Annotated in this window: 16 protein-coding genes; 13 read left to right on the top strand and 3 right to left on the bottom strand. The window is 51.9% G+C overall.

Annotated features, from left to right (window positions below):
* Nucleotides 1-201: 201 nt before the first annotated feature.
* The 9 genes from EHT25_RS14720 (at nt 202) to EHT25_RS14680 (ending at nt 17,037) form a co-directional block, all read left to right on the top strand.
* On the top strand, nt 202-1,272 hold the full coding sequence (locus EHT25_RS14720) for an N-acetyltransferase DgcN family protein (protein WP_124875718.1): 1,071 nt from the start codon (nt 202-204) through the stop codon (nt 1,270-1,272).
* The gene (locus EHT25_RS14715; RefSeq protein ID WP_124875716.1) at nt 1,262-2,335 is read left to right on the top strand and encodes a mandelate racemase/muconate lactonizing enzyme family protein; all 1,074 of its coding nucleotides are present in this window, start codon (nt 1,262-1,264) and stop codon (nt 2,333-2,335) included. The genes EHT25_RS14720 and EHT25_RS14715 overlap by 11 nt, the downstream gene beginning before the upstream one ends.
* 3 nt (nt 2,336-2,338) lie before the next feature.
* Nucleotides 2,339-3,706, top strand: a complete 1,368-nt coding sequence (locus tag EHT25_RS14710) for an APC family permease (protein ID WP_124875715.1) — start codon at nt 2,339-2,341, stop codon at nt 3,704-3,706.
* Between the two features lie 736 nt (nt 3,707-4,442).
* Entirely contained in the window at nt 4,443-7,619 is a 3,177-nt protein-coding gene (locus EHT25_RS14705; protein WP_229311542.1) for a SusC/RagA family TonB-linked outer membrane protein, read from the top strand.
* Between the two features lie 21 nt (nt 7,620-7,640).
* Complete coding sequence (locus tag EHT25_RS14700) at nt 7,641-9,488, top strand: RagB/SusD family nutrient uptake outer membrane protein (RefSeq protein ID WP_124875711.1); 1,848 nt, start codon at nt 7,641-7,643, stop codon at nt 9,486-9,488.
* A gap of 86 nt (nt 9,489-9,574) precedes the next feature.
* Entirely contained in the window at nt 9,575-10,282 is a 708-nt protein-coding gene (locus EHT25_RS14695) for a hypothetical protein (protein ID WP_124875709.1), read from the top strand.
* Between the two features lie 34 nt (nt 10,283-10,316).
* Nucleotides 10,317-13,718, top strand: a complete 3,402-nt coding sequence (locus tag EHT25_RS14690; protein WP_124875707.1) for a VCBS repeat-containing protein — start codon at nt 10,317-10,319, stop codon at nt 13,716-13,718.
* Nucleotides 13,719-13,822: 104 nt separating this feature from the next.
* Nucleotides 13,823-15,127 (top strand): vanadium-dependent haloperoxidase, encoded by a 1,305-nt coding sequence (locus EHT25_RS14685; RefSeq protein WP_124875705.1) that lies wholly within the window; start codon nt 13,823-13,825, stop codon nt 15,125-15,127.
* A 797-nt stretch (nt 15,128-15,924) separates the two neighbouring features.
* Nucleotides 15,925-17,037: a DUF5700 domain-containing putative Zn-dependent protease gene (locus tag EHT25_RS14680; RefSeq protein WP_185731365.1), complete on the top strand. Its 1,113-nt coding sequence runs from the start codon at nt 15,925-15,927 to the stop codon at nt 17,035-17,037.
* Between the two features lie 51 nt (nt 17,038-17,088).
* Here EHT25_RS14680 and EHT25_RS14675 read toward each other — a convergent pair whose 3' ends face one another.
* Nucleotides 17,089-17,436 (bottom strand): YciI family protein, encoded by a 348-nt coding sequence (locus EHT25_RS14675; protein ID WP_124875703.1) that lies wholly within the window; start codon nt 17,434-17,436, stop codon nt 17,089-17,091.
* A 21-nt stretch (nt 17,437-17,457) separates the two neighbouring features.
* On the bottom strand, nt 17,458-17,682 hold the full coding sequence (locus tag EHT25_RS14670) for a hypothetical protein (RefSeq protein WP_124875701.1): 225 nt from the start codon (nt 17,680-17,682) through the stop codon (nt 17,458-17,460).
* Nucleotides 17,683-18,072: 390 nt separating this feature from the next.
* On the opposite strand from EHT25_RS14670, the gene EHT25_RS14665 reads away from it, so the two are divergent.
* Nucleotides 18,073-19,638: a M81 family metallopeptidase gene (locus EHT25_RS14665; RefSeq protein WP_124875699.1), complete on the top strand. Its 1,566-nt coding sequence runs from the start codon at nt 18,073-18,075 to the stop codon at nt 19,636-19,638.
* Between the two features lie 127 nt (nt 19,639-19,765).
* Here the strand turns inward: EHT25_RS14665 and EHT25_RS14660 are convergent, their stop codons facing one another.
* A complete protein-coding gene (locus EHT25_RS14660) occupies nt 19,766-19,975 on the bottom strand; it encodes a hypothetical protein (protein ID WP_124875697.1) in 210 nt (69 codons plus the stop codon).
* A gap of 462 nt (nt 19,976-20,437) precedes the next feature.
* Here EHT25_RS14660 and EHT25_RS14655 point away from each other — a divergent pair, with 462 nt between their 5' ends.
* The 3 genes from EHT25_RS14655 (at nt 20,438) to EHT25_RS14645 (ending at nt 23,516) form a co-directional block, all read left to right on the top strand.
* On the top strand, nt 20,438-20,833 hold the full coding sequence (locus EHT25_RS14655; protein WP_124875695.1) for a T9SS type A sorting domain-containing protein: 396 nt from the start codon (nt 20,438-20,440) through the stop codon (nt 20,831-20,833).
* A gap of 142 nt (nt 20,834-20,975) precedes the next feature.
* Complete coding sequence (locus EHT25_RS14650) at nt 20,976-22,934, top strand: response regulator (RefSeq protein ID WP_124875693.1); 1,959 nt, start codon at nt 20,976-20,978, stop codon at nt 22,932-22,934.
* A gap of 6 nt (nt 22,935-22,940) precedes the next feature.
* Nucleotides 22,941-23,516 (top strand): hypothetical protein, encoded by a 576-nt coding sequence (locus tag EHT25_RS14645; RefSeq protein WP_124875691.1) that lies wholly within the window; start codon nt 22,941-22,943, stop codon nt 23,514-23,516.
* Nucleotides 23,517-23,523 lie beyond the last annotated feature (7 nt).

Here is a 23,523-nt window from a genome sequence, read left to right as displayed (position 1 = left end):
GAAAACCGAATACCGTAAACCCTCCCCTATACGACTCCAACAAACCGGTTTTGTTCCGGAAACTTTCTGTTGCGGAATAAATAGTAGATAAAAGTGGAGATATCTGATATTTTCTCAAAAGAAAACCGATTCCGTTGAAATTTTAATAAGGTTTCGGGATAATGCCCTTTCTTTGCCGAACCATTCCTTTTGTAATCCTTTATGGCAGAACGGGCTCTTTTATTAACCAACGGCTTGCTGGCAACGCCGAATGCGAAAACCGCGCATGGACTCATCCGCGACAGCGAACGCTACACCATTGCCGGTGTGATTGACCCGCCCACGGCCGGGCGCGATGCGGGTGAAGTGCTCGACGGTAAAAACCGTCAGATCCCGGTCTTTGCTTCGCTGGAAGAGGCTTTGGCACAGGTCGGGCCGGTGCAGGTTGGCATTGTGGGTGTGGCGACAACCGGCGGGATCCTGCCGCTGGAAGTGTTGTTTCTGATCGAAACCTGTCTGCAAAACGGCCTGTCAGTTGTTAACGGCCTGCACGATCTGCTGAACGACCGGCCGACGCTCGTGCAACTGGCCGCCGAGAACAACACCCAACTGATCGATATCCGGAAACCCAAACCCCGCGCCGAACTCCATTTCTGGTCGGGGGAGGTTTTTAAGATAAAAGCGCCCATTCTCGCCGTCCTCGGCATGGACTGTGCGATGGGCAAACGGACAACGACCCGGCTTTTGACCCAGGCTTGCCAGACCGCCGGACTGAACGCCCAGATGATTTATACCGGCCAAACCGGCTGGTTGCAGGGCGGCCAATACGGGTTTATTTTCGACTCGACGCTGAACGATTTTATTTCCGGTGAGATCGAACACGCGCTGGTGACGTGCTGGCAGGAAACCGCTGCCGAGGTGTTGCTGATCGAAGGCCAGTCGGCACTTCGGAATCCCAGCGGACCGTGCGGACTGGAGTTTATCGTTTCGGGAAATGCCAGACACGTCGTGTTGATGCACGCGCCCAAACGCCGGTTTTTTGATTACGAACCGCACTGGGGCGAAATTCCGCCGGTCGAATCGGAAATTGAAATCATTCAGAAATTCGGTGCGGAAGTGATTGCGCTGGCGCTTAATACCGAAGATTGCACGCCCGAAGAAGCCCGGCAATTCCAGCAGGAATACGCCGACCGGCTGGGCATTCCGGTTTTGTTACCACTGGAAGAAGGCGTCGAACCGGTGGTGCCAGTCATTCGTCAGGTCATCGAGAAAACCGTCCGTTATGCAGATTAAATCCATCCGGACGTTCCGCCGGGATTTGGCCCTGACCAAACCGTATACCATTGCGTACCAGACCATTTCGGCCGTTGAAAATATTTTTCTGGTCGTTGAACTGGCAAACGGCATCATTGGACTGGGGGCCGCCAACCCCTCACCGGAAGTCGTCGGCGAATCCCCGGATCAGGCATTCGCCAACCTGCAAAGTGACGCCTTTCAGCAATTTGTCGGTCGCGACATCCGCCATAGCTTTCAATTGATCGACGAAGCCCGACACCTTTTTCCGGACAGCCCCGGCACGCTGGCGGCTTTCGACATTGCCCTCCACGACGCCTTCGGGCAGTTTCTCGGGATTCCAGTGGTCGAATTGTACGGCCAGAAGATCAAAGCCTTGCCCACATCGGTGACAATTGGCATCATGAACATTGCCGAAACGCTGGAAGCCGCCCGCGCGTATCTTCAACAGGGTTTTCGGGTACTGAAAGTAAAAACCGGTCTAGATGTAACCGAAGACATCGGCCGCATCCGCAAACTCCGTGAACAATTTGGTCCTGACCTGATGCTGCGTGTCGATGCCAATCAGGGCTACAATGCCGATCAGTTGATCCGGTTCATCGGCCAGACCGAGGACGCTCGGGTGGAATTGATTGAACAACCGCTGCCCGTGGGTACGGAAGACGAACTTCGCATCTTGCCGCTGCGCATTCGCCAGACGCTGGCGGCCGATGAATCGTTAAAAAACGGCGAAGCGGCTCTGCAACTGGCGCAGGAGCCAAAACCATTCGGGATTTTCAACATCAAACTCATGAAATGTGGCGGCATCCGGGGTGCGTTCGACATTGCAACGGTGGCCCGGTTGAGCGGGATTGAGCTGTTCTGGGGCTGCAACGACGAGAGCATCGTCAGCATTTCGGCGGCTCTGCACGCAGCTTTTGCCTGCCCGAACACGCGCTACATCGATCTGGACGGCAGCTTCGATCTCGCCGAAGATGTGGTAAAAGGCGGTTTTATTGTCGAAGGCGGATTGATGCGTCCCACCGGTTTTCCGGGTTTGGGCTTAACGGATGTAGCGCTGTAGCCCATGAAACCAGCTCCTAAACTCGCCCGCGTTCTGAGTCTGTCTTCGGCTATTGTGCTGGTGGGCAGCGTGATGGTGGGATCGGGCGTATTCAAAAAAGTGGCGCCGATGGCCGACGCCCTGCAGTCGCCGGTCCTGATTTTGCTTTGCTGGCTGCTGGCCGGTCTGGTCAGCCTGTCCGGTGCGTTGACCAACGCTGAAATGGCCGGTATGTTTCCAAATTCGGGCGGTGAGTATGTGTATTACCAGAAAGTATACAACCGGTTTTTTGCGTTCATCTACGGCTGGAGCAATTTCACGGTCGTAAAAACGGCAGCCATTTCGGCGCTGGCGCACATTTTTGCCCAATCGCTGATCGGTTTGCTGGCGCTGGACGACGAAGCCGGTTTCTGGGCCAACGGAATCGCTTCGTTGCTGATCGTCCTGCTGAGTCTGGCCAATTACTGCGGCATCCGGTTTGCGGGCGGCATCAGTTGGGTGCTATCGTGCGTGATTTTGGTGACTATCTTGGGCTTATCCATTGCCGGTTTTCGTTCTCCGCTGGGCAGTTTTGCCAACCTGAGCCACAATAGCCCGGCCTTCGACACCGGAGCCATCGAAGGAATGGTGTTGGTCAAAGCCATGTTCATCGCTTCGCTGGGTGCTTTCTGGGGGTACGATGGCTGGAATAACATTGCGTTCGTGGGCGAGGAAATCCGGAATCCGCAACGGAATCTACCCCTGGCGCTGGGCCTTGGCACCCTGATTGTCATGGGGTTATACCTGCTGCTGAACGTTATGTATGTTTATGTGCTGCCCATAGAGGATCTGATGGCGCTGAGCAAAACGCCCGGCCGGATTGCCGCCGTTGAGGTCATCCGGCACGTCAGTGGCACCACCGGAGCCACGCTCGTCTCGGTGCTCATTTTGTGTACGACCTTCAACGCGACGAACAGTTCGATTCTGACGTCGGCCCGGATTTATTACGCAATGGCCCGCGACGGTTTATTTTTCCGCCCGGTGGCCCGGATTCACCCCCGGTTTCAGTCGCCCTCAGTATCGATTGTCTGGCAGGCGGTTTTGTCGGTCGCTCTGGTCTGGTCGGGCACGTTCGATCAGTTGACGGACATGCTGGTGTTTGCTTCGTTTATTTTTTACGGCGCAACGGCTCTGGGTGTCATGCTCTACCGGCGGTCGCACCCGGATTTGCCCCGGCCCTACCGCGTCATTGGCTACCCGGTTTTGCCCATCGTTTTCTGCCTGTTCTGCCTGACGCTGGTTGTCATTACGCTCCTCGAACAACCCCGCGAAGCCCTGATGGGATTGGGACTCATTGCCACGGGAATTCCGTTTTACTGGTTCTGGTACCGGCAAAGACCAGAGGCTCATTAGAGTAAATTCGCCAAATCATACAAAAAGGTAGGAATAAAACTAACCTTACGCCCGGATTGGTTGCGGAGAAAACCGCTGGGTAGCAATGTATGGGAAAACATCTTCTTTGTTGAGTGCCGAACCCTCCATCGGTTTTCTCTTCAACACCTGATCCGCCATAGCGGCTGCATAAGCAATGAGTGCAAAATGAGGAGTTCGGTGACTAATTTTTAACCGGTTTTGACTCACTTTTAACTTTTATTGGTTCAATATTTTATAATTAATATTCTATTAGTACCTTAACGCTACTATTTAGATACAAATGATTTGTTGAACTATTCCGGTCTGTCTATTGAAGGCATTATAATTAACCCAATTTTGGCAAAATCACGTTAAAATTTGGTTAATGCGCAGCGAATACGTTAACAACTATTTTACCTTTGCATTGTTCAATTCAGTCCAAAAACCATCTCTATTAATTATGACATACAACTACACTTTCTTTCGAATTCCCCCCTCGAGTAATTAGTCCTACGTATTTGTTGAACGCGCGATCCGGCATTTTATGCCGGAGTCTTATTGACAATAGTGTCATTGCTTGTGCTTGCCGTCCACGCCAATCTCATAAATGTGTACCTGCCAATTAAAACAGTAAAACCAATTATTACCAAACTAATCTTTAAACCATCTAGTATGTATGAAAAAGGCTACTTATCTGGTACCTCCGAAAAATAGGTACCTATTGGTACTTTATCTAATGATTGTGGCTGTCACCGGAGCATTTGCTCAGAACACCATCAAGGGGAAGGTGACCGGGGGACAGGCAGATGCATTGCCCGGTGTGAGTATCTTGGTGAAAGGTACGACACAGGGAACAACGACTGCTGCGGATGGTACTTACTCCCTCAACGTATCGAATAAAAACGCCACACTGGTATTCTCGTTTATTGGTTACGTAAGCCAGGAGGTAGCCATTGCGGGCCGTTCGGTGATCGATGTCAAATTAGCCGACGACATCAGTACGCTGAACGAAGTCGTTGTTGTGGGCTACGGTGAGCAGAAGAAAGAAACCATTACCGGTTCGGTCGCCACCGTCAAAGGGACGGATCTGGTGAAATCACCGGCCATGAACATGAGTAACTCGATTGCGGGCCGGATGCCGGGTGTCATCGCCACCAACTCCAGTGGTGAGCCGGGGTATGATGGTTCCAAAATTCGGATTCGGGGTTCCAACACGCTGGGAAACACCGACGCGCTGATCGTTGTTGACGGAGTTCCGGCCCGGGCCGGCGGGTTTGACCGGATCAACCCGGCAGATATTGAAAGTATCTCCGTTTTGAAAGATGCGGCAGCGGCAATTTATGGTTCACGGGCCGCCAACGGCGTTATTCTGGTAACAACCAAGCGCGGAAAAACCGGTAAACCGGAATTGTCATACAGCTTCAACCAGGGTTTTTCACAGCCTACTGTCATTCCTAAAATGGCAACGGCCGCCGAATACGCCCAGCTGAACAATGAGATTAACGTGTATAACCTACCGGCACAGTACTGGAAAGGTGCGTCGGACGCCTTCAAAACCACGGGTACCTTTACCCGCCCGGACAACGGCGCCATTGCCAAAGCCGCTTTTACACCCGACGACATCAAGAAGTTCAACGACGGTTCTGATCCCTGGGGACACCCGAACACTGACTGGTTTGGCGCTGCGCTGAAACAATGGTCACCGCAGGTGAAACATACCCTGCAATTGATGGGCGGTAACGAGAGCATTAAATACCTGGTTTCGGCCAACTACCAGAATCAGGATGGGTACTACAAAAACTCAGCGACCGGTTATAAGCAGTATGACTTCCGCCTGAATCTGGACGCGAAAGTCAACAAGTACATCAACACGGTTGTCGGTGTTGTTGGCCGTCAGGAAAACCGGTTCTTCCCAACGGTTGGTGCCGGTGCGATTTTCCGGATGTTGATGCGCGGTTATCCCAACAAACCGGCTTTCTGGCCCAATGGACAGCCCGCACCGGATATCGAAAACGGTCAGCAACCGGTTCTGGTGACGACCAATGCGACCGGTTATGACCGCGATACACGCTACTACGTGCAAAGCAATGCCACCGTTAATGTGACCAATCCCTGGGTTCCAGGCTTGAAGTTCAGCGGTAGTGTGGCTCTGGATAAGTACATTCAGCAAGGCAAAACCTGGCAAACGCCCTGGTATGTCTATAGCTGGGATTACACGTCGTACGATGCCAACAAACAACCCATCCTGACGCGGGTTGCGAAAGGTCCGGCTCAGGCAACCCTCAACCAGTATACGAACGACCAGTTCAACTCCCTGCTGTCGGGTATCCTGACCTACGATCACATGTTCGCAGGCAACCACGGCATTACTTTGCTGGCGGGTATCACCAAAGAAGCCTCGAACTCGAACGGTTTCTCCGGTTATCGGAAGTACTTTGCCTCAACGGCCATCGACCAGTTATTCGCCGGTGGTAGTGCGGAGAAGAACAGTAACACGACAGCCGCCTGGCAACGGGCCCGGATGAGCTACTTCGGTCGGGCCGCCTACAACTTCAAAGAAAAATACCTGGCAGAATTCCTGTGGCGGTACGATGGTTCGTACATGTTCCCGAAAGCAAGCCGGTGGGGTTTCTTCCCCGGCGTATCAGCGGGCTGGCGTATTTCGGAAGAAAACTTCTTCAAAAATGCCGTTCCGGTCATCAACTCACTTAAACTGCGGGCCTCTTACGGTCAATTGGGTAACGACCAGGTTTATTTCAACGATGTGCTGCGCGAATACGATTACCTGCCAACGTATGCCTACGGTGACGTAGTCAATGCCAACTGGGGTTATGTAACGGGCGGACAGGTCTCGCAGACGCTGTATGAAAACGGTGTACCGAACACGACGCTGACCTGGGAGGTTGCTAAAAACGCCGACATCGGTCTGGAAGGATCGGCCCTGAACGGAAAGATTTTCTTCGAATTCGACGTATTCAAAAACAATCGGTCGAACATCCTGTGGCGCAAAAGTGCTTCCATCCCGCAAACTACCGGTATGACCCTGCCCGCTACCAACATTGGTAAAGTGAGCAACAAAGGGTACGAATTCCGCGTGGGTTACAACGGGCAGGCGGGTCAGGTGAAATACAGCGTGAGTGTAAACGGAGGATATGCCAAGAACCAAATCACGTTCTGGGACGAAACTCCGGGCGCACCCGAGTGGCAGCGCTCAACCGGCAAACCCATTCCGAGCAACGTCAACGATCCGAACCAGCAGAACGGTACCCTGCTGTACCAGTATGACGGTATTTTCACGTCGCAGGCCGATATCGACAAAAACACGCTGGATTACAGTGGTGTTGGTGCGAGCTTGCTGCGCCCTGGCGACATGAAGTTGAAAGACATCAACGGTGATGGTAAAATCAACGGTGATGACCGCGTTCGGGCCGACCGCAACAACCAGCCCCGGTTCCAGGGTGGTATCAACGGTACGCTGTCGTACAAAGGCTTCGACTTCAGCATCCTGATTCAAGCATCGACGGGTGGTCAGATCTTCCTGCAAACGGAGTCGGGAACCATCGGTAACTTCCTGAAATGGAGCTACGATCACCGCTGGACGGTTGATAACCCAAGTTCTGTTGACCCACGGATCGTCGACCGCAGTAACCAGTATTTCTCAAACGGTACGAGCTACTGGCTGAAGAAAACGGATTACATCCGTCTGAAAAACGTTGAAATTGGCTATACGCTGCCGAGCTTGCTGTCGAGCAAAATTGGTCTGAACAACCTGCGGGTGTATGTAAACGGCCTCAACCTGGCCACTTACGCCCCGGCGATGAAAGGTCTGTTTGATCCGGAATCGACCAGCAGTAGCGCGCAGTACTACCCACAGGCACGGGTTATGAACGCAGGTCTATCAGTTAGTTTCTAATTTTAAAGCGTACTTCACATTATGAAATATATAGTAAAATGCCTGTCGTCTACCCTGCTATTGGGAGCGACGCTGGTAGCTTGTAATAGCGACTTTCTGGACACAAAACCGCTCGACAAGGTGTCGGGCGAAGCGGTCTGGGCGGATCAGAACCTGGCGGAGGCTTTCGTAACTGACGTCTACAATGGCCTCCGCGACGGTATTCTGGCCCAGATGAATTTCGACTGCCAGACCGACAACGCGCTCTACAGCTTCGGGAAACAGGACGTGAACGAAGCCAACGTGAGCCCGTCGAACATCGGAACGGTTCCGCCAATGACGGAGTGGGGAGCGATGTATTCCCGGATCCGGGCGGCTAACATCGCGATTGCCAATTTGGCGAAGCCTAAATTCGATAATGCCACGATTGCGGATCGTCTGAAGGGTGAAATGTACTTCATGCGGGCGTATTTTTACAATCAATTGCTGCGTTACTACGGCGGTATACCGATTATTAAATCACCGTATACACTGGACAACCCGGATTTTACCATTGCCCGCAATACCTACGAAGAGTGCGTGAATGCGATAGTAAGTGATCTGGACTCAGCCTCCATTCTGCTGAAAGGTAAAACGCTCGCCAGCGGGCGTGCCACGCAGGGTGCTGCTTTAGCCCTGAAATCCCGTGTGTTGCTGTATGCGGCCAGTGATCTGCACGACATCCCAACGGCGAAAGCCAAGTCGACGGTTATTGCTGCTGCTACCAATCCTGAGTTACTGGGTTATGTTAGTGGCGACCGGGTTGCCCGCTGGACGAAAGCGAGAGATGCCGCCAAGGCCGTCATTGATCTGAACCTCTACGGGTATAAACTGAACCTGACGGCTCCCGTTCCATTGGCAGAAGGTCAGCAGAACTACATCAACATGTATCTGTCGCGCAACGGTGGTGAAGCTGATGGTATTTTCCTGAAGTATTACATCCGTGCGTCCTTCGATGATGCCGGTTCCTGGTTCCCGCGTAACAACATGCCGAATGGCTACCACGGCTGGACCTCGAGCGAGCCTACCCAGAAATTGGTGGATAGTTACGAAATGATGGACGGAACCAAATTCGACTGGAAAAACCCTGCTCACGCGGCTGCTCCCTACGAAAACCGTGATCCGCGCTTCTATGCTTCGGTTCTCTACGACGGTGCCCAGTGGAAACCCCGGACTCCGGACGGAGCCGGTATCGACCCGGCCGGTCAGATTCAAATGGGGGAATACGAAGTAGGGAGCTCATCCGCTCCCACCAAATATTCTGGTTTGGATACCCGGAACAGTTCGATCGAAAACTGGAACGGAACCTGGACCGGTTACGGAATCCGGAAATTCATGGACCCCGATCCGACCCTGCTCGATATGAGTATCCGTCAGGAAGTTCCATCGATCCAGATCCGCTTTACGGAAGTTGTGTTCAACTACGCTGAAGCGCTGATGGCCCTGGGGCAGGATGCTGAAGCCAAAACCTGGCTGAATAAAATCCGCTACCGCGTCGGTATGCCCGCCATCACCGAAACCGGTGCTGCCCTGGTGGCCCGTTATCAGAATGAGCGGAATATCGAAATGCTGTTCGAAGAGCAACGTTTTTACGATGTCCGTCGCTGGATGATCGCTCCGGCCGAGTTTGGCAAACAAGCCCAGATTATGATCGTTTCGGGGAAACTGAAACCGGGTAAAACCGTCACGACGTATAAGTATAGCAAAGACAACTACAATTATACGTACAGTGTGCAGGATCTGGGAACGGGTAAAGAAAACCGGAAATGGGCCGACAAAGTCTACTTCCTGCCGATCAACCGGGATGAGATTAACCGGAACAAGAAGCTGATCCAGAACCCCGGTTATTAAGATTATAGCAATGATTTAAAGTACAACTGGTGCCAGTGCATTTGTGTGCGCTGGCACCAGTTTTTGTAATAATTGATTCGTCGGCCATGAAAACGATCCTGTTTACGGTTGGATTCGGATTGGTTACGCAGTTCGCCATCCTGGCTCAGTCGACCGAAGTGATTCGGGTCAAAGGCGGGGTTGGCGGAGAAAAAGCGGTTCCGTTTACCGCCCGCTACCGGTATGATCAGTTCCGTCCCGGCAAGGTCCTGTATCTGAACGGGATGTCGGTTGCGGCCCGTTTCAACTACAATATTCTGCTGGGCGAAATGCAGTTCATCGATTCGCGGGGCGATACCCTGGCGCTGGCCGACGAGCCCGTTGTCCGGCAGGTCGGTGTGGGTGACGACGTTTTTGTCTTTGATCGAAAAAAAGGCTACCTGGAAATCATCACGGATTATACCACCGTCAAACTGGTGACCCGACAGGGATTGAAAATGGCACGAAATGAGCGTACGGGTGGCTATGACCAATCGACCGGTACGGGAGCCATTACGACGTATCAGTTTTACTCATCCGGAAATATGTCGGTGAGCCGGTTGGATGGAAAAGGAGATTTGGTGCTGATAAAAGGTCGAGACTATTTCATTATTGATCGAAATAACCGTTCCTTCCCATTGAATAAATCGAGTGTTTTGAAAGTATTTGGCAAACACCGCCCTCAGGTAACTGCCTATCTGGAACGGGAATCCGTTGATTTTAAGCGGGAAAATGATATGAAAAAACTACTCCACTATTGTAGTGAATTGCAATAAATTATCTTTGAGTGCCCTTACCTATCTTTCATTTATGAAGTTCCTCTTACGTGCCGGTTGTGGTTGGTTAGTGATCGCTACGGGCTGGTTTTTAAGCAGTTGCCAGGAAAAACCGGCATCCACAACCACCGCGCAAACGGCTCCGGACAATGCACCCCCGCTTTTTACGTCACTGACACCCGAACAAACCGGGGTTACGTTTGCCAACAACCTGACCGAAGGACTGAATACCAACGTGTTGATGTATGAATACTTCTACAACGGTGGCGGGGTGGCCGTGGGCGATCTGAACAACGACGGTCTGGAAGATATTTACTTCAGCGGCAATATGGTGCCTAACCAGTTGTACCTGAACAAAGGAAATTTAAAGTTTCAGGATGTAACTGCAACGGCGGGCGTCGCCGGACGCGAAGGCCCCTGGCGAACGGGCGTCTCGATGGCCGATGTCAATGGCGACGGTCGGCTGGATCTCTTCGTTTCGTACTCCGGAAGTTTGCCGCCCCAGAAACGGATACCTCAATTATTCATCAACGACGGCCCTGATGCGCAGGGGGTGCCACATTTCTCCGAACAAACCGCCAAATGGGGACTGGATAAACCGGGTCAGACGACGCAGGGCACCTTTTTCGATTACGACCACGATGGCGATCTGGACCTGTTTCTGCTCAATCACAACCCGCAGCTCCTCCCCATTCTTGACCCGGATGCCACCGCCAATCTGATGAAACAGGATAATCCGGAAATCGGCGTTCGGTTGTTGCGGAATGTTGGAAACCGGTTTGAAGATATTACCCAAAAAGCGGGTCTAAGCAGTTCCGTATTGAGCTACGGCCTGGGTTTGGGGGTCTCTGATCTGAATGGCGATGGCTGGCCGGACTTGTACATTTCCAACGATTACAATGTTCCCGACTTTCTCTATCTGAACAACAAAAATGGCACGTTTACCGACCAGCTTCAGTCCAGTATGGGTCACGTGTCGCATTTTTCGATGGGAAATGATGTCGCCGACGTGAACAACGACTCCCGGCCCGACATCATGACGCTCGACATGTTGCCCGAAGACAACCGCCGGCAAAAACTGCTGATGTCTCCCGACAATTACGAGAAATATGACCTTTCCGTGAATTCGGGGTTTTATCACCAGCACATGCGGAATATGTTGCATATCAATGAAGGCTTTGGGGCATCCAATTCCGGCAACTCCAGGCCCGCTGCCCAACGCACCACGCCCCTTTTTTCCGAAATTGGTCAGATGGCCGGAATTTCCAATACCGACTGGAGTTGGGCCCCCCTGCTGGCGGATTTCGACAATGATGGCTGGAAAGATTTGTACGTCACGAACGGTTTTGTCCGGGATTTTACCAACCTGGATTTCATGAAGTACAAAAACGACTACCTCCAGAACAATCAGAATAACATCAAACGGCAGAACATTCTGGAACTGGTCTATAAAATACCGGCTTCCGATGTGAGCAACTACGCCTTTAAAAACAACGGCGATCTGACGTTTTCGGATGTTAGCCGCGCCTGGGGCATGAACCAGCCTTCCAACAGCAACGGGGCGGTTTATGCCGATCTGGACAACGACGGCGATCTGGATCTGGTGATCAATAACCTGAATAAACCGGCATTTATTTACCGCAATGAAGCCGATTCGCGTTTAAAAAATCACTACTTGCGGGTAAAACTACAAGGAACCGGCGCAAACGGTTTTGGACTGGGCACCAAAGTGACATTATATCAAAAAGGCAAACAACAGTTTCTGGAACAAATGCCTTCGCGGGGTTATCAGTCGAGTGTGTCGACAATCCTGCATTTTGGATTGGGTAAAGACACGGGCATCGACTCACTGCGCGTAGTTTGGCCAACGGGAAAACAGCAGATTTTGATCCATCCCAAAGCGGATCAGTTGCTGGTCGTTTCCGAAAAAAACGCCAAAACCGCCCTACGCCCTGCACCCGCGGCTTCGCCCCTCTTCACCGAAATCAAATCGCCGGTAGCTTATCAGCCGCTAAAAAACAAGTTGAATGATTTCAAACGCCAGCCGCTGCTGGTCAATCCGTTGTCGTTTGCCGGGCCTTGTCTGGTGAAAGCGGATGTGAATGGCGATGGCCGGGAAGATGTATTCGTGGGGGGCGGAAGTGGGCAGGCCGGAGCCGTGTATCTGCAACAGGCCAATGGTCAGTTTTTACCAAAAGCCCAACCGACACTCGAAGCCGATAAAGCCAGTGAAGATGCCGATGCGGTTTTCTTCGATGCCAACGGCGACGGTTCCCCGGATTTGTACGTCGTCAGCGGGGGATACGCCGATTTTCTGCCCGACGATAGTCGACTACAGGATCGGCTTTATCTGAATGATGGCAAGGGGAATTTTGCCAAAGCCGCCGGTGCTTTACCGGTGATGCACACCAGCAAAAGCTGCGTGCGGGTGGCCGATGTAAATGGCGACGGAAAACCGGACCTGTTCGTCGGTGGCCGGGTTATTCCGGGTCGCTATCCCGAAACACCGCCGAGTTTTCTGCTGATCAACGACGGAAAAGCTCACTTTACGGATCAGACGGCCAATCTGGCCCCGCAACTCCAGCGAATCGGCATGGTGACCGATGCGGCATGGACCGACCTCAACGGTGATAAAAAACCGGAGTTGGTGCTAGTCGGCGACTGGATGCCGGTCACGGTTTTCGGAAACAGCGATGGCAAATGGACCGATCAGACGAAGACCTATTTTGAAAAGGAATACCGGGGCTGGTGGAATAAAGTGCTGGTAGACGACCTGAACGGTGACGGCAAACCGGATCTGGTGATTGGCAATCAGGGCCTGAACACGCAGTGCAAGGCCAGCGACAAAGAACCCGCTGAACTGTTTTACAAGGATTTCGACGACAACGGCTCGGTCGATCCAATTATGTGTTTTTACATTCAGGGCAAGAGTTACCCGTATGTTACCCGCGACGAATTGCTGGATCAAATGAGCATCATGCGCCCGCGCTTTCCGGACTACAGCAGTTATGCCGACGCCACGATGAAGACCATTTTCTCCGAAGACGAGCTGAAAGACGTCAACCGGCTCGAAGCCAATCACCTGAGAACCACCTATTTTGAAAGTAGAACTCAAGGAAAATGGCAGGAAAAACCGCTACCCGTCGAAGTGCAGGTCTCACCGGTTTTTGCCCTGACGTCCCTTGATTATGACCACGACGGCCACAAGGATTTGCTCGTAGGCGGCAACATCGAACGGGCGCGGCTGCGGTTTGGGAAATACGATGCCAATTATGGGGTTTTGCTGAAAGGCAACGGAAAAGGCCAGTTCACGTATGTACCGCAGCCGCAGTCCGGTTTTCAGCTCAAAGGTGATGTCCGGAGTTTTTTGCCCGTCGGAAATACGGTTTTTGTCGGGATTAATCAGCAGGGAATTAAAGCTTACGTGTATAAATGAGCTTTTTCGCGGAGTTAAGCGGAGAAAAAAGGAGATACGCGAAGTAACCTCTGCTTAACTCTATTTTCTCCGCTTAACTCCGCAAAACAATCTCCTAACCTTCCATGAAAAAAATCTTCCTCTCTCTTCTATTCTTGTTCGTTATAACCAGTTGCGGGCAAGAGAAAACGCCGGAACTCAGCAATCGGGAGATCACCAAAGTCATCAGTGAAATGACCGAGGTGATGATCCACGACGTGACCAACCCGCCATTGGCCGCCCGGTTTTTCACCTATGCCTGTCTGGCCGGTTACGAGGTGGTTTCCCAGAACGATAAGTCCTGCCGGAACATGCACGGGATTCTGAACGACTACCCCCTGATCGAAAAACCCCAGGGCGCCAGCGGTTTTTCCACCCACCTTAGTGCGGTGCTGGCAATGCTGAAAACCGCCCAGAAAATGCAACCGTCGGGGAAAAGGCTGGAAAAGCTGGAAAAACAGGTTCTGGATTCCTGCCGGACAGCGGGGTTTTCCGACGACGTTATCGAACGTTCGACCCAGTATGCGCTGGAGATTTCCAAACAGATTCTGAAGTACGCCAAAGCCGATAAATACAACCGGATCAGCAATTACCCGCGTTACACACCTTCCGGAAAACCGGGGACCTGGTACCCGACTCCGCCGGGGTACTTTGCGCCGGTAGAGCCGTATTTTAAAACCGTCCGCCCGTTTACGCTCGACTCCTCATCGCAGTTTAAACCCGTTCCGCCGGTGGTTTATTCGACGGATAAAAAGTCGGCGTTCTATCAATTACTTGAACAAAATTACAAAGAAGATGGCACCAAACTGCCGGACGATCATCGCCAGATTGCGGCTTTTTGGGATTGTAACCCGTTCGCCCTTGAGAACAACGGTCACATGATGGTGGGGTTGAAAAAAATCTCTCCCGGTGCCCACTGGCTGGGCATAACGGGTATTGCGTGCGCGAAAGCCAACAAAAGTTTCGCCGAATCCCTGAAAATCTACACGGCGGTGGCCATTGGTTTGACCGACGGTTTTATCTGTTGCTGGGACGAAAAATACCGCAGCGACCGCGTCCGGCCCGAAACCGCCATCCGCAAACTCATTGACCAGTCGTGGAAACCGTTCCTGCAAACGCCCCCGTTCCCGGAGTATTTGAGCGGGCACTCCACGATTTCAGCGGTTTCGGAAGTGATTCTAACCAATTATTTCGGCAACAATTTCGCATACACCGACACGGTTGAGGAACGCTACGGGCTGAAGGCCCGCAGTTTCAGTTCCTTCCGCGAAGCCGCCATCGAAGCCGGAATTTCCCGGTTTTACGGCGGCATCCACTTCATGGACGCCATCGACAACGGCCGCGACCAGGGGCTGAAAGTGGGGAAATGGGTGGTGGAAAAAATAAACTGATGAATGCGGAATGATGCTGCGTTATAACTCTTTAGCGTTCATCAGTTTTAAGGCTGCTCCAGACAAACCCGAATTTAGGATAAATGAACCGGTTCCATTGCCCTGAATTCGGATGAAGTTTGCTCCCGGATTCAAATTTATAGGTACTATAACCACCCGCTCCACCATTAGGGAGTGTAACGGTGGCAGACCCTTCGTTTACCAACAAAACAACTGCTCATCGTAAACGGACCGGTAAAGAATTTTAATTTTTATCTGATCCATATGCCGGCGAATCGCCTGCTCTGTTTTTTTACTCTGCGATTCAATCAAGGCCACCTTCTCGCCCTGGGGAATCACCAGCCCTTTCCAGAGATCACTGACCATGCCGTGGTGTCCGTCCTATTCTCCTGCTTCAGAACGGCATTAACAAACCCGTTGAGTGAAGAGTATTTCGTACCGGCAATAATAAAACGAAGCCTCTTCAATGAATGCTGGCCCAAGGCCATTATTAGACACCACAATGGCATACCCATGACCGCCATTCTCCAATTTGGAGGTGTTATAACTGTCCAGAATGGGTCTTATTGCTGCGTCCGTTACAGATACGCCTGGTAAAATGTGATGCCGATGGCACAGAAACTGGAAACAACCGCCAGAATACTCAGGTAGGTATCCAGCGAAACGACAAGTCTACGGGAACGATTGGCCATGAATCAATCACAAATAAAAATTCACATACTTTCATTTTGATTGCCAAATTAGTTAATTCCAGCCGGACAATTCCATCGACCCAACCTTCAATCGACTTTTCAGGTATGAAATTAACCATTGGTATCGCCATTTTGCTTTTTTGGGGTAGCAGGGCATCATTTTCTCAGGAATCGAAAAAACCGGGTGTGCAATCGGACCTTTCGATTCAGCTTGATTTCGAGAGCGCGAAGGCCGTTACCAATCTACTCGCCAAATCCCGGACGACCGACGCGGAACTGGATCGGATTGCGAAACTGTATGGCAGCCAGCAGTTGATCAGAAAAGTTACCAGCTATGATAAGTCGGGAACAGAAACCGCCTTTAAACAGACCCTGCGGGAAATGGTGGAAACCGGAACAATCAAAGGCAACGACCCCTTCGACTGGAAAACCGTTAAAGCTAAACTTGGCGAAATCAAGCCATTGATTGTCCAACTGGAAACGAGAACCACGTTTATCGAGGAAGTGAAAGACCGCATCCAACCGTACTCACCCCCCAACATCAAGGCCAGGGTTCGGGCGTGTTTTCTGGTGGGTGGCGGATCGCTGGGTTTCATGTTTGGCGGTGAGGATACGTTTAATGTGGCCCTACAGAAGATAGGCGACGATTATGAAGGCTTACTCGAGCTGGTTGCCCACGAATTATACCATTCGATTCAACACGTCGGCGAGCAAACCCGGGCAAAGGAAAAAACCGCATCCGAACCGCCCAAAAACATTTTCAAAACCGCCGTTATGCTCTCCAATCTGTGGTCGGAGGGCACGGCCAATCTGGTCGGGGATTTTACGAGAATTAAAAATCCGAAGGCTTTTTCGAAATCGCAACAGGATAGCTATAATCGAAACGGCGAGCGTTCGCGGCAGAATTTTGCCTTATTCGAAAGCTTGCTTTTTTCCGCGTTTCATGATTCGACCGCCAACCTCAGCGAATTATACAACATTGCCTTTACAACGGCATACGACGAAATCGCCTACGACATGGGGTACCGAATGGCCAAAGTGATTGAAAAATACCGGGGGAAAGACGCACTGGCCAACCTGATTTACCAGGATTCCATCGAATTCTGCCAGCTCTACATCAGCATTTACCAGCAAAATCCGGACAAAAACCTGATCCGGTTTAGTGCTTCAACTGAAGCAATTTTGACGAAAATGAATGCCTGGAAAAACAAACTTTAGCCCGAAAATAACCAACGGGCGAACCGGGTGATTGTCTGATAAACCCAATTATTATTGGCTCCCGCGACTCATTACCGGACGAATTTCGGCGTATCCTCCGGCTTCAAAAATGGGGCACTCCCGAATGATGGAAGCGGCTTCTTCCAGATCAGCAGCTTTCAGGAGCAGATACCCGCCGACAATTTCAGCTCCGACCCGGTATGGACCCGGTTGAGCCGGTTCTTCGGCCTTGTGCAACACCAACCCTTCCAGCGTTAGCGCCTGTCCACCAGCCAGTTTGCCTAACTGACCGTATTTGGCAAACCAAGCCTGCCAGTGTTGCTGGTGCTGTTGAGCAAAAACCGGATCGTGCGCTTCCGCCCGGCCATCCGGCTCGCGAAAAAGCACCAGAAACTCCATTGGCATCTTACTAAAATGACTTTATTCCCCCAGATACAGGGCCGCCAGCGTTTTCAATTGATCCTGTTGAATGGATTTGGCGGGCCCTTGAGGCAGTTCCCAGCTTAACTTGATTCCGGTATGCGGTTCAATCATCCCGGCAATTCGCACCATCATCTGATCGAGTTGCTGAGGAGTCATCTTGGCTGCTTTGGCGGGGTTGGTCGTCAACTGCTCCAAAATCCCTTTTTCGGTGAATGCTGTCATACGAATGAGTGGCTTCAGTGATAATTATAGTACGTTGAGTAAATCAGGAAAATTGTGTTCAGCGGTATTTAATCTGTCTGACTATTAAAATTTGGATGCCTGATCAGACCGTTTACCATCTATTCATGTGTACCGACAAAAAAAGTGCCGCGATGGTTGTCAATAGAAACTAAAAAAATCAGTTTGAGTTTTCTGATCAGCCAAAAACCGCCTATTCCGGGTAATTTTCGGGCTAAAGCGCTGAAACCGGATATCATAAAAAGGTAGCGAATGCATTTCCGGGAAGGATACCAATCAGCGCGGACGAACTGGTACACCAGAGCGGTTTTTACCGGCGGCAGGAATCAAATCCGGCTGGTTTTACACGCCCGAAACCGTTATCTTGTGGACATGAAACCAATCTGTTTGTGGCTCTTTGCCTGTTTTTTCGTCGTCGGCCCGGCCGTTGCCCAATCGCCTTCGCCCAAACTGCCCCGCGTCGCCATCGCAGGATTGGGCATTGAATCCAGTACTTTTTCGCCGGCAGTCACGCACGAAGAAGCTTTTCACGCCCGGTATGGGCCGGAAGTGTTCAACGCTTATCCGTTTATGATGGCCATTTCGCCCTTGCGCAAACAGGCGGTGTGGCTTCCGGCTATCGTGGGCAAATCACTCCCTGGTGGGGCGGTGACACGGGAAGCCTACGAATCGCTGGTTACCAAAACGCTGGATTCACTCAAAAAATACGGCCCTTACGACGGCCTGTATCTGGATATTCACGGTGCGATGAGCGTCAAGGGTCTCGACGATCCGGAAGGCGATTTCATCACCCGAATCCGAAAAGTAATTGGCTATAAAACCCTCATTTCCACGTCGATGGATCTGCACGGCTGCGTGTCTCCGCGACTGGCCGAAAACACCGACCTGATGACCTGTTACCGGCTGGCTCCGCACGAAGATGCCATGCAAACCAAAGAACGGGCGGTCGTCAACCTGCTGGAACGAATCAAAAGCGGCAAAGGCAAACCCAAATACAAAGCCTGGATTGCCGTTCCGATTCTGCTGCCGGGCGAAAAAACCAGCACGCGCATTGAGCCCGGCAAAAGTCTTTATCAACAGGTGGCTCCCCTCGCCGACCATCAGGAAGGCATCGTCGATGCGGGCATCTGGATCAGCTATGCCTGGGCGGATGAGCCCCGCAATCACGCGGTGGTTATGGTGGTCGGCGATGACAAAGCGAAAGTGGGGCGGTCGGCCGAACAACTGGCGCAGGCTTTCTGGAACGTGCGGTCGCAGTTCGATTTTGTGGCTCCCACCGGCACACTGGACCAGTCGCTGGCGAAGGCATTGGCCAGTGCCAATCACCCTTTTTTTATCAGTGATACCGGCGATAATCCGACCGCCGGGGGCGCGGGCGATGTTACCTGGACGATCACGCAGATTCTGGCCCGACCGGAGTTTAAGCGGGCGGACGGCCCTTCGCTGATTTATGCTTCCATTCCTGATCCGGTTTTGGTGAAAAAAGCCATCGCTGCGGGTGTTGGCGGGCAGGTAGAGGGCGTAGCGGGCGCGAATGTCGACGCCCGGTTTTCTCCGCCGGTTCCGCTCAAAGGCACGGTCGAATCGATCGTATACGGCGATAAAGATGCGGAGGTCGAAGTGGTGGTGAAAGTGGGAAGCGTTCACGTAATTGTTACCCAGAAACGAAAACCGTATCACAAGGAAAACGATTTTACGCGCCTGAGCCTGAATCCCCGGAAATCGGATATTGTCGTCGTGAAAATCGGCTATCTCGAACCGGAACTCTACGCCATGCAGGTCGGCTGGATCATGGCGCTGACCCCCGGCGGAGTCGATCAGGATTTGTTTCGGTTGCCCTACAAACGGATCAAACGACCGATATTTCCGCTGGATGCCAATATGAAAACACCGGATCTGTCGGCGCAGTGGATCCCGTTATCGGGCGAATCCAGGTAATGGTTTAACCTGGCTGTGACCTGTGTCTTCACAGGTCACAGACTTGACTAATTACCTTCGAATGCGTTAACTCCGCTTCTTTTCTTTTTTGTCTGACTGGCAACAATCGCATTTCTGATTAGCCCCATTACAGGCTACCAATTCTATTGTTCATAAAACGAAGCCCCAGGAGGGTATAAAGAACGAGAGCCAACGTTTCATACCAAGCCTCCAAAGGATCGCGCCGGTAAACACCCGTTCGGTAGTCGGTCACCCAATCAATAACCGCATAGCAGTAGACTGCGAAGAAAATTAAAATTCCTGCCACTAAAAGGATGGCGAATACCTGATTTTTCATAGTGCATTACGAACCCCTGATTTTAAGCAACTTGCATTTATTTAGGTAGTTGGTAGCAGTATAAACGGCAGACAAAAGCGGAAGTTTAATTTTCAGGCCAATAACCGCCACTATTTTTAGACTCACGTTAAAAACATCCGTTGACAATGGGAATACCACCCGACCGTGGCCTGTGTCCGCACAGGCCACGGTCGGGTCAACGCAAAACATGAATAAAAAGCGTAAGTGAATGTCTCTTTACCAGCTAAATCTTTGGGGAAGAAGAAGTTCGGCAAATCCGATGCCTGTGAAGACACAGGCATCAGATTTGCCACGAAGTTACCGGTTGACACTTTTGGGAAACCGTTTTCGAACAATTTCCCAAAAGTGTCAGCGATTGACCCATTTTTGACAGCGTCTTTGGCCGATGTAGCCGACCTTTGAATCATCCAAACCGGACAATCAAACTAAACTACATAGATCATGAAAACGCTCGTAAAACCCCTCGCCGTTGCCTTTTTGCTGACCTTCGCTGGATTCGCTCCTTCTTTCGCAGCCACCCGTCCGACTCCCGTCTCCAAAGCAGCGGCTTACCAAACCAGCCTGTATACGGATGCGCAGGGCAAGCTCCGCGTTGCCGTCGATAAAGAAACCGGTGGCACTGTCGAAGTTCGGCTGGTCAACACGGCCGGAAAAGAATACTTTGTCCAGGAAATTGGCAAACGCCAAAAAGCCGCCAGATTATCATTGGATATCAGCGGATTACCCGACGGAGCATACCAGGTTGTGATCTCCAATGGCGTCGATGCGAAGGTCAATCATTTAACCCTGGCAACGCATAAACCCGAATTCACTACCCGTCTGATTGCCGTCAATTAACCGCGTACTAAGTACCCTATAGCTTTCACAGATTATGTCCACATCAGAAAACCGGTCCGCCCTGGACCGGTTTTCTGCGTTAATGAGTGAATTTCGTACCTTTAGAACTTGCAGTTGTGTTGTGAATACTCCCTACTGATTCATGAAGACAAAACTATTAGTGGTAGATGACGAAATTGAGCTGGTAAACCTCTTTCAGCAACGGTTTCACCCATCTATTCTGAAGGGTACCTACGAGTTTATTTTTGCCCCCAACAACCAGCAGGCGCTCCACATTCTCAACGAGCAATCCGATATCGACCTGCTACTGATTGGCTTACCTACGTCCGGGAAGGAAGGATTGGCCCTGCTGGATCAGCTCCCGCACATCAACCCCATCCTCCGCGCGGTGGTACTCACGGCATGGGGCGATGCGACGACTATTCGCACAGCCATGAATCGGGGAGCTCTTGATTTTATCACGAAACCCATTGATTTTCAGGACTTCGAAACCACCATCGGGAATGCTCGCCGGTCCGTTCAGCAGTTGCGCGAAGCCCGGGAACTGAAAGCCATCGATACGGTTAAAACCCGGTTTTTCAATAACATCACCCACGAACTCCGGTCGCCCCTGTCGCTCATTGTCTCCACGGTCGATAAGCTCCTGGAAACCGCTGATTTACCGGAAGCCATTCCCCAGCCGCTGACCACCGTCCGGCGCAACGCCCGGCAGTTGCTGCGGCTCATCAATCAGTTGATCGCCATCAACCAGCTCGAAACCCAATCGACGGAACTGGTTGACCAGGTGGGGGATTTACCCGGTTTTGTGGAACAACTGGTCGAACTGTTCCGCCCCTCTACCGACAGTAAAAACCTGACGCTGACGTACGAAACGGATTTGTTGCCGGGCAGCTACCGCTTCGACGCCGACAAATGGGAGATGATTCTCTCGACCCTCCTGAACAACGCCGTCCGGTTTACGCATACCGGTGGTATTACCGTTTCCCTGCATCAAACGGCTACAGGCGCCCGCCTGACTGTTCGCGATACCGGAATTGGCATTACCGCTCACAAACTTCCGCACGTATTTGACCGGTTTTATGAGGGTGATAATCAGCGCATTCGAGCCAACGACAGCACGGGAATCAGTCTGGCGCTGGTGCGCGAACTGACCTGGCGGCTCGGTGGAACGCTGGATGTTCAAAGTCAGATCGAAGGCAAAGACCGGGAGTCGGGAACGGTTTTCGTCCTTGAATTGCCTTTCCAGCGCACCACTCATCCGGATTCTGCCCCTTTGGTGGCCGGGCCATCCGTTGTGGTTGATACACCGGCCTTACTCGGAGCGGCTCCGGTTTTTTCCGACGAACACGAATCGCACCCGCTGGTGCTGGTGGTGGAAGACAACGCTGAACTGCGGGAATTTATGGTGGCCGAATTGCGTACGAATTACCGGGTACGATCGGCGGCTAACGGCCATGATGGCTGGGTGCTGGCCAAAGAAGAGCTGCCCGCCATTGTCATCACCGACCTCATGATGCCCCGGCTGAACGGGTATGGTCTGATCGAGCATTTAAAAACCGATCCGGTAACCGACCACATTGCCATCGTCCTTTTGTCGGCCAGTGGCGAAGACGCTTCCCGGTTAAAAGCCCTGTCGCTGGGCGCCGATGACTACCTGACCAAGCCGTTTCACCTCGGCGAACTCCAGTTGCGGCTACGGAATCTGCTGAATCGTCAGGAACGTCTGCGCGATCATTACCGCCAGCAACTCGCCCAGCCCGACAGCGCCCCCCCGCTACTGACGGTGGGCGATCAATTTCTGCGGAAGTTGTATACCCTCATCGAGCAGCACCTCGACGATTCGACCCTGAACGTCGAATGGTTGGCCGACGAACTCGCCATGAGCCGGAAGGCACTCTACCTGAAAGTTCACAACCTGACCCAGCTTTCGCCGGTTGAACTGATCCGGCAATACCGCCTTCGCAAAGCCATCGACCTGTTGCGCTCGGGGCATAGCGCGGCCGAAACCGCCTATCTGGTTGGTTTTGAGACGCCTTCCTATTTCACCAAAGTGTTCCGGGAGTTTTACCACCAAACCCCGACTGCCTTTGTCAAACGGTAAAAAGCTATGAAAGTCCTGATTTTTGCTCTGCTCAGCAGCCCCCTCTTTGCACAACCGAAGGTAGAAGGTTTGGGAAAATTCAGGATTGGCATTACAACGCCCGATTCAATCAGTGCTTCGAATTTCCGGGAACAGGAACCGCCCGTTGTCAAAGGAACATTAACGTTAGTCTGTGCCAACATTCGTCTCTTCAAAGCCGATGCCATTGAAATTCAGGGCGTTTTCATTCCAGATTTGTTTCTGGTATTTTACGAAAACCGCCTTTTCCGAATAACCTGTGCATACAACGATTTACTCGAGAAAGCCTTTGGCGGGCGCCACGGAAAAGGGAAAACCGGATCTGTTCAAACGTTGGTTGAGTGTGACAAGGAGAAAAACCGACGTTTGACGCTCGAGAGCGAAAGCTGGCAGGCCGACGGGATTCTGACGCTGGTGGTTCACGCCCGAGGTTATAACGTCCAGTGTCAACACCTGCAATCCTCCCGACTGACCATTGCCAGCCAATCAATTTTAGCAATCACGTCGGAATGTGATCTGGAACACCTTGATCCGTATCTTGAGAAAATCCCGCTGCCGCATTAAGTGATGC

The organism is Larkinella rosea (assembly GCF_003858635.1).
GTDB lineage: Bacteria > Bacteroidota > Bacteroidia > Cytophagales > Spirosomataceae > Larkinella > Larkinella rosea.
This window is presented reverse-complemented; position numbering and strand designations above follow the sequence as displayed.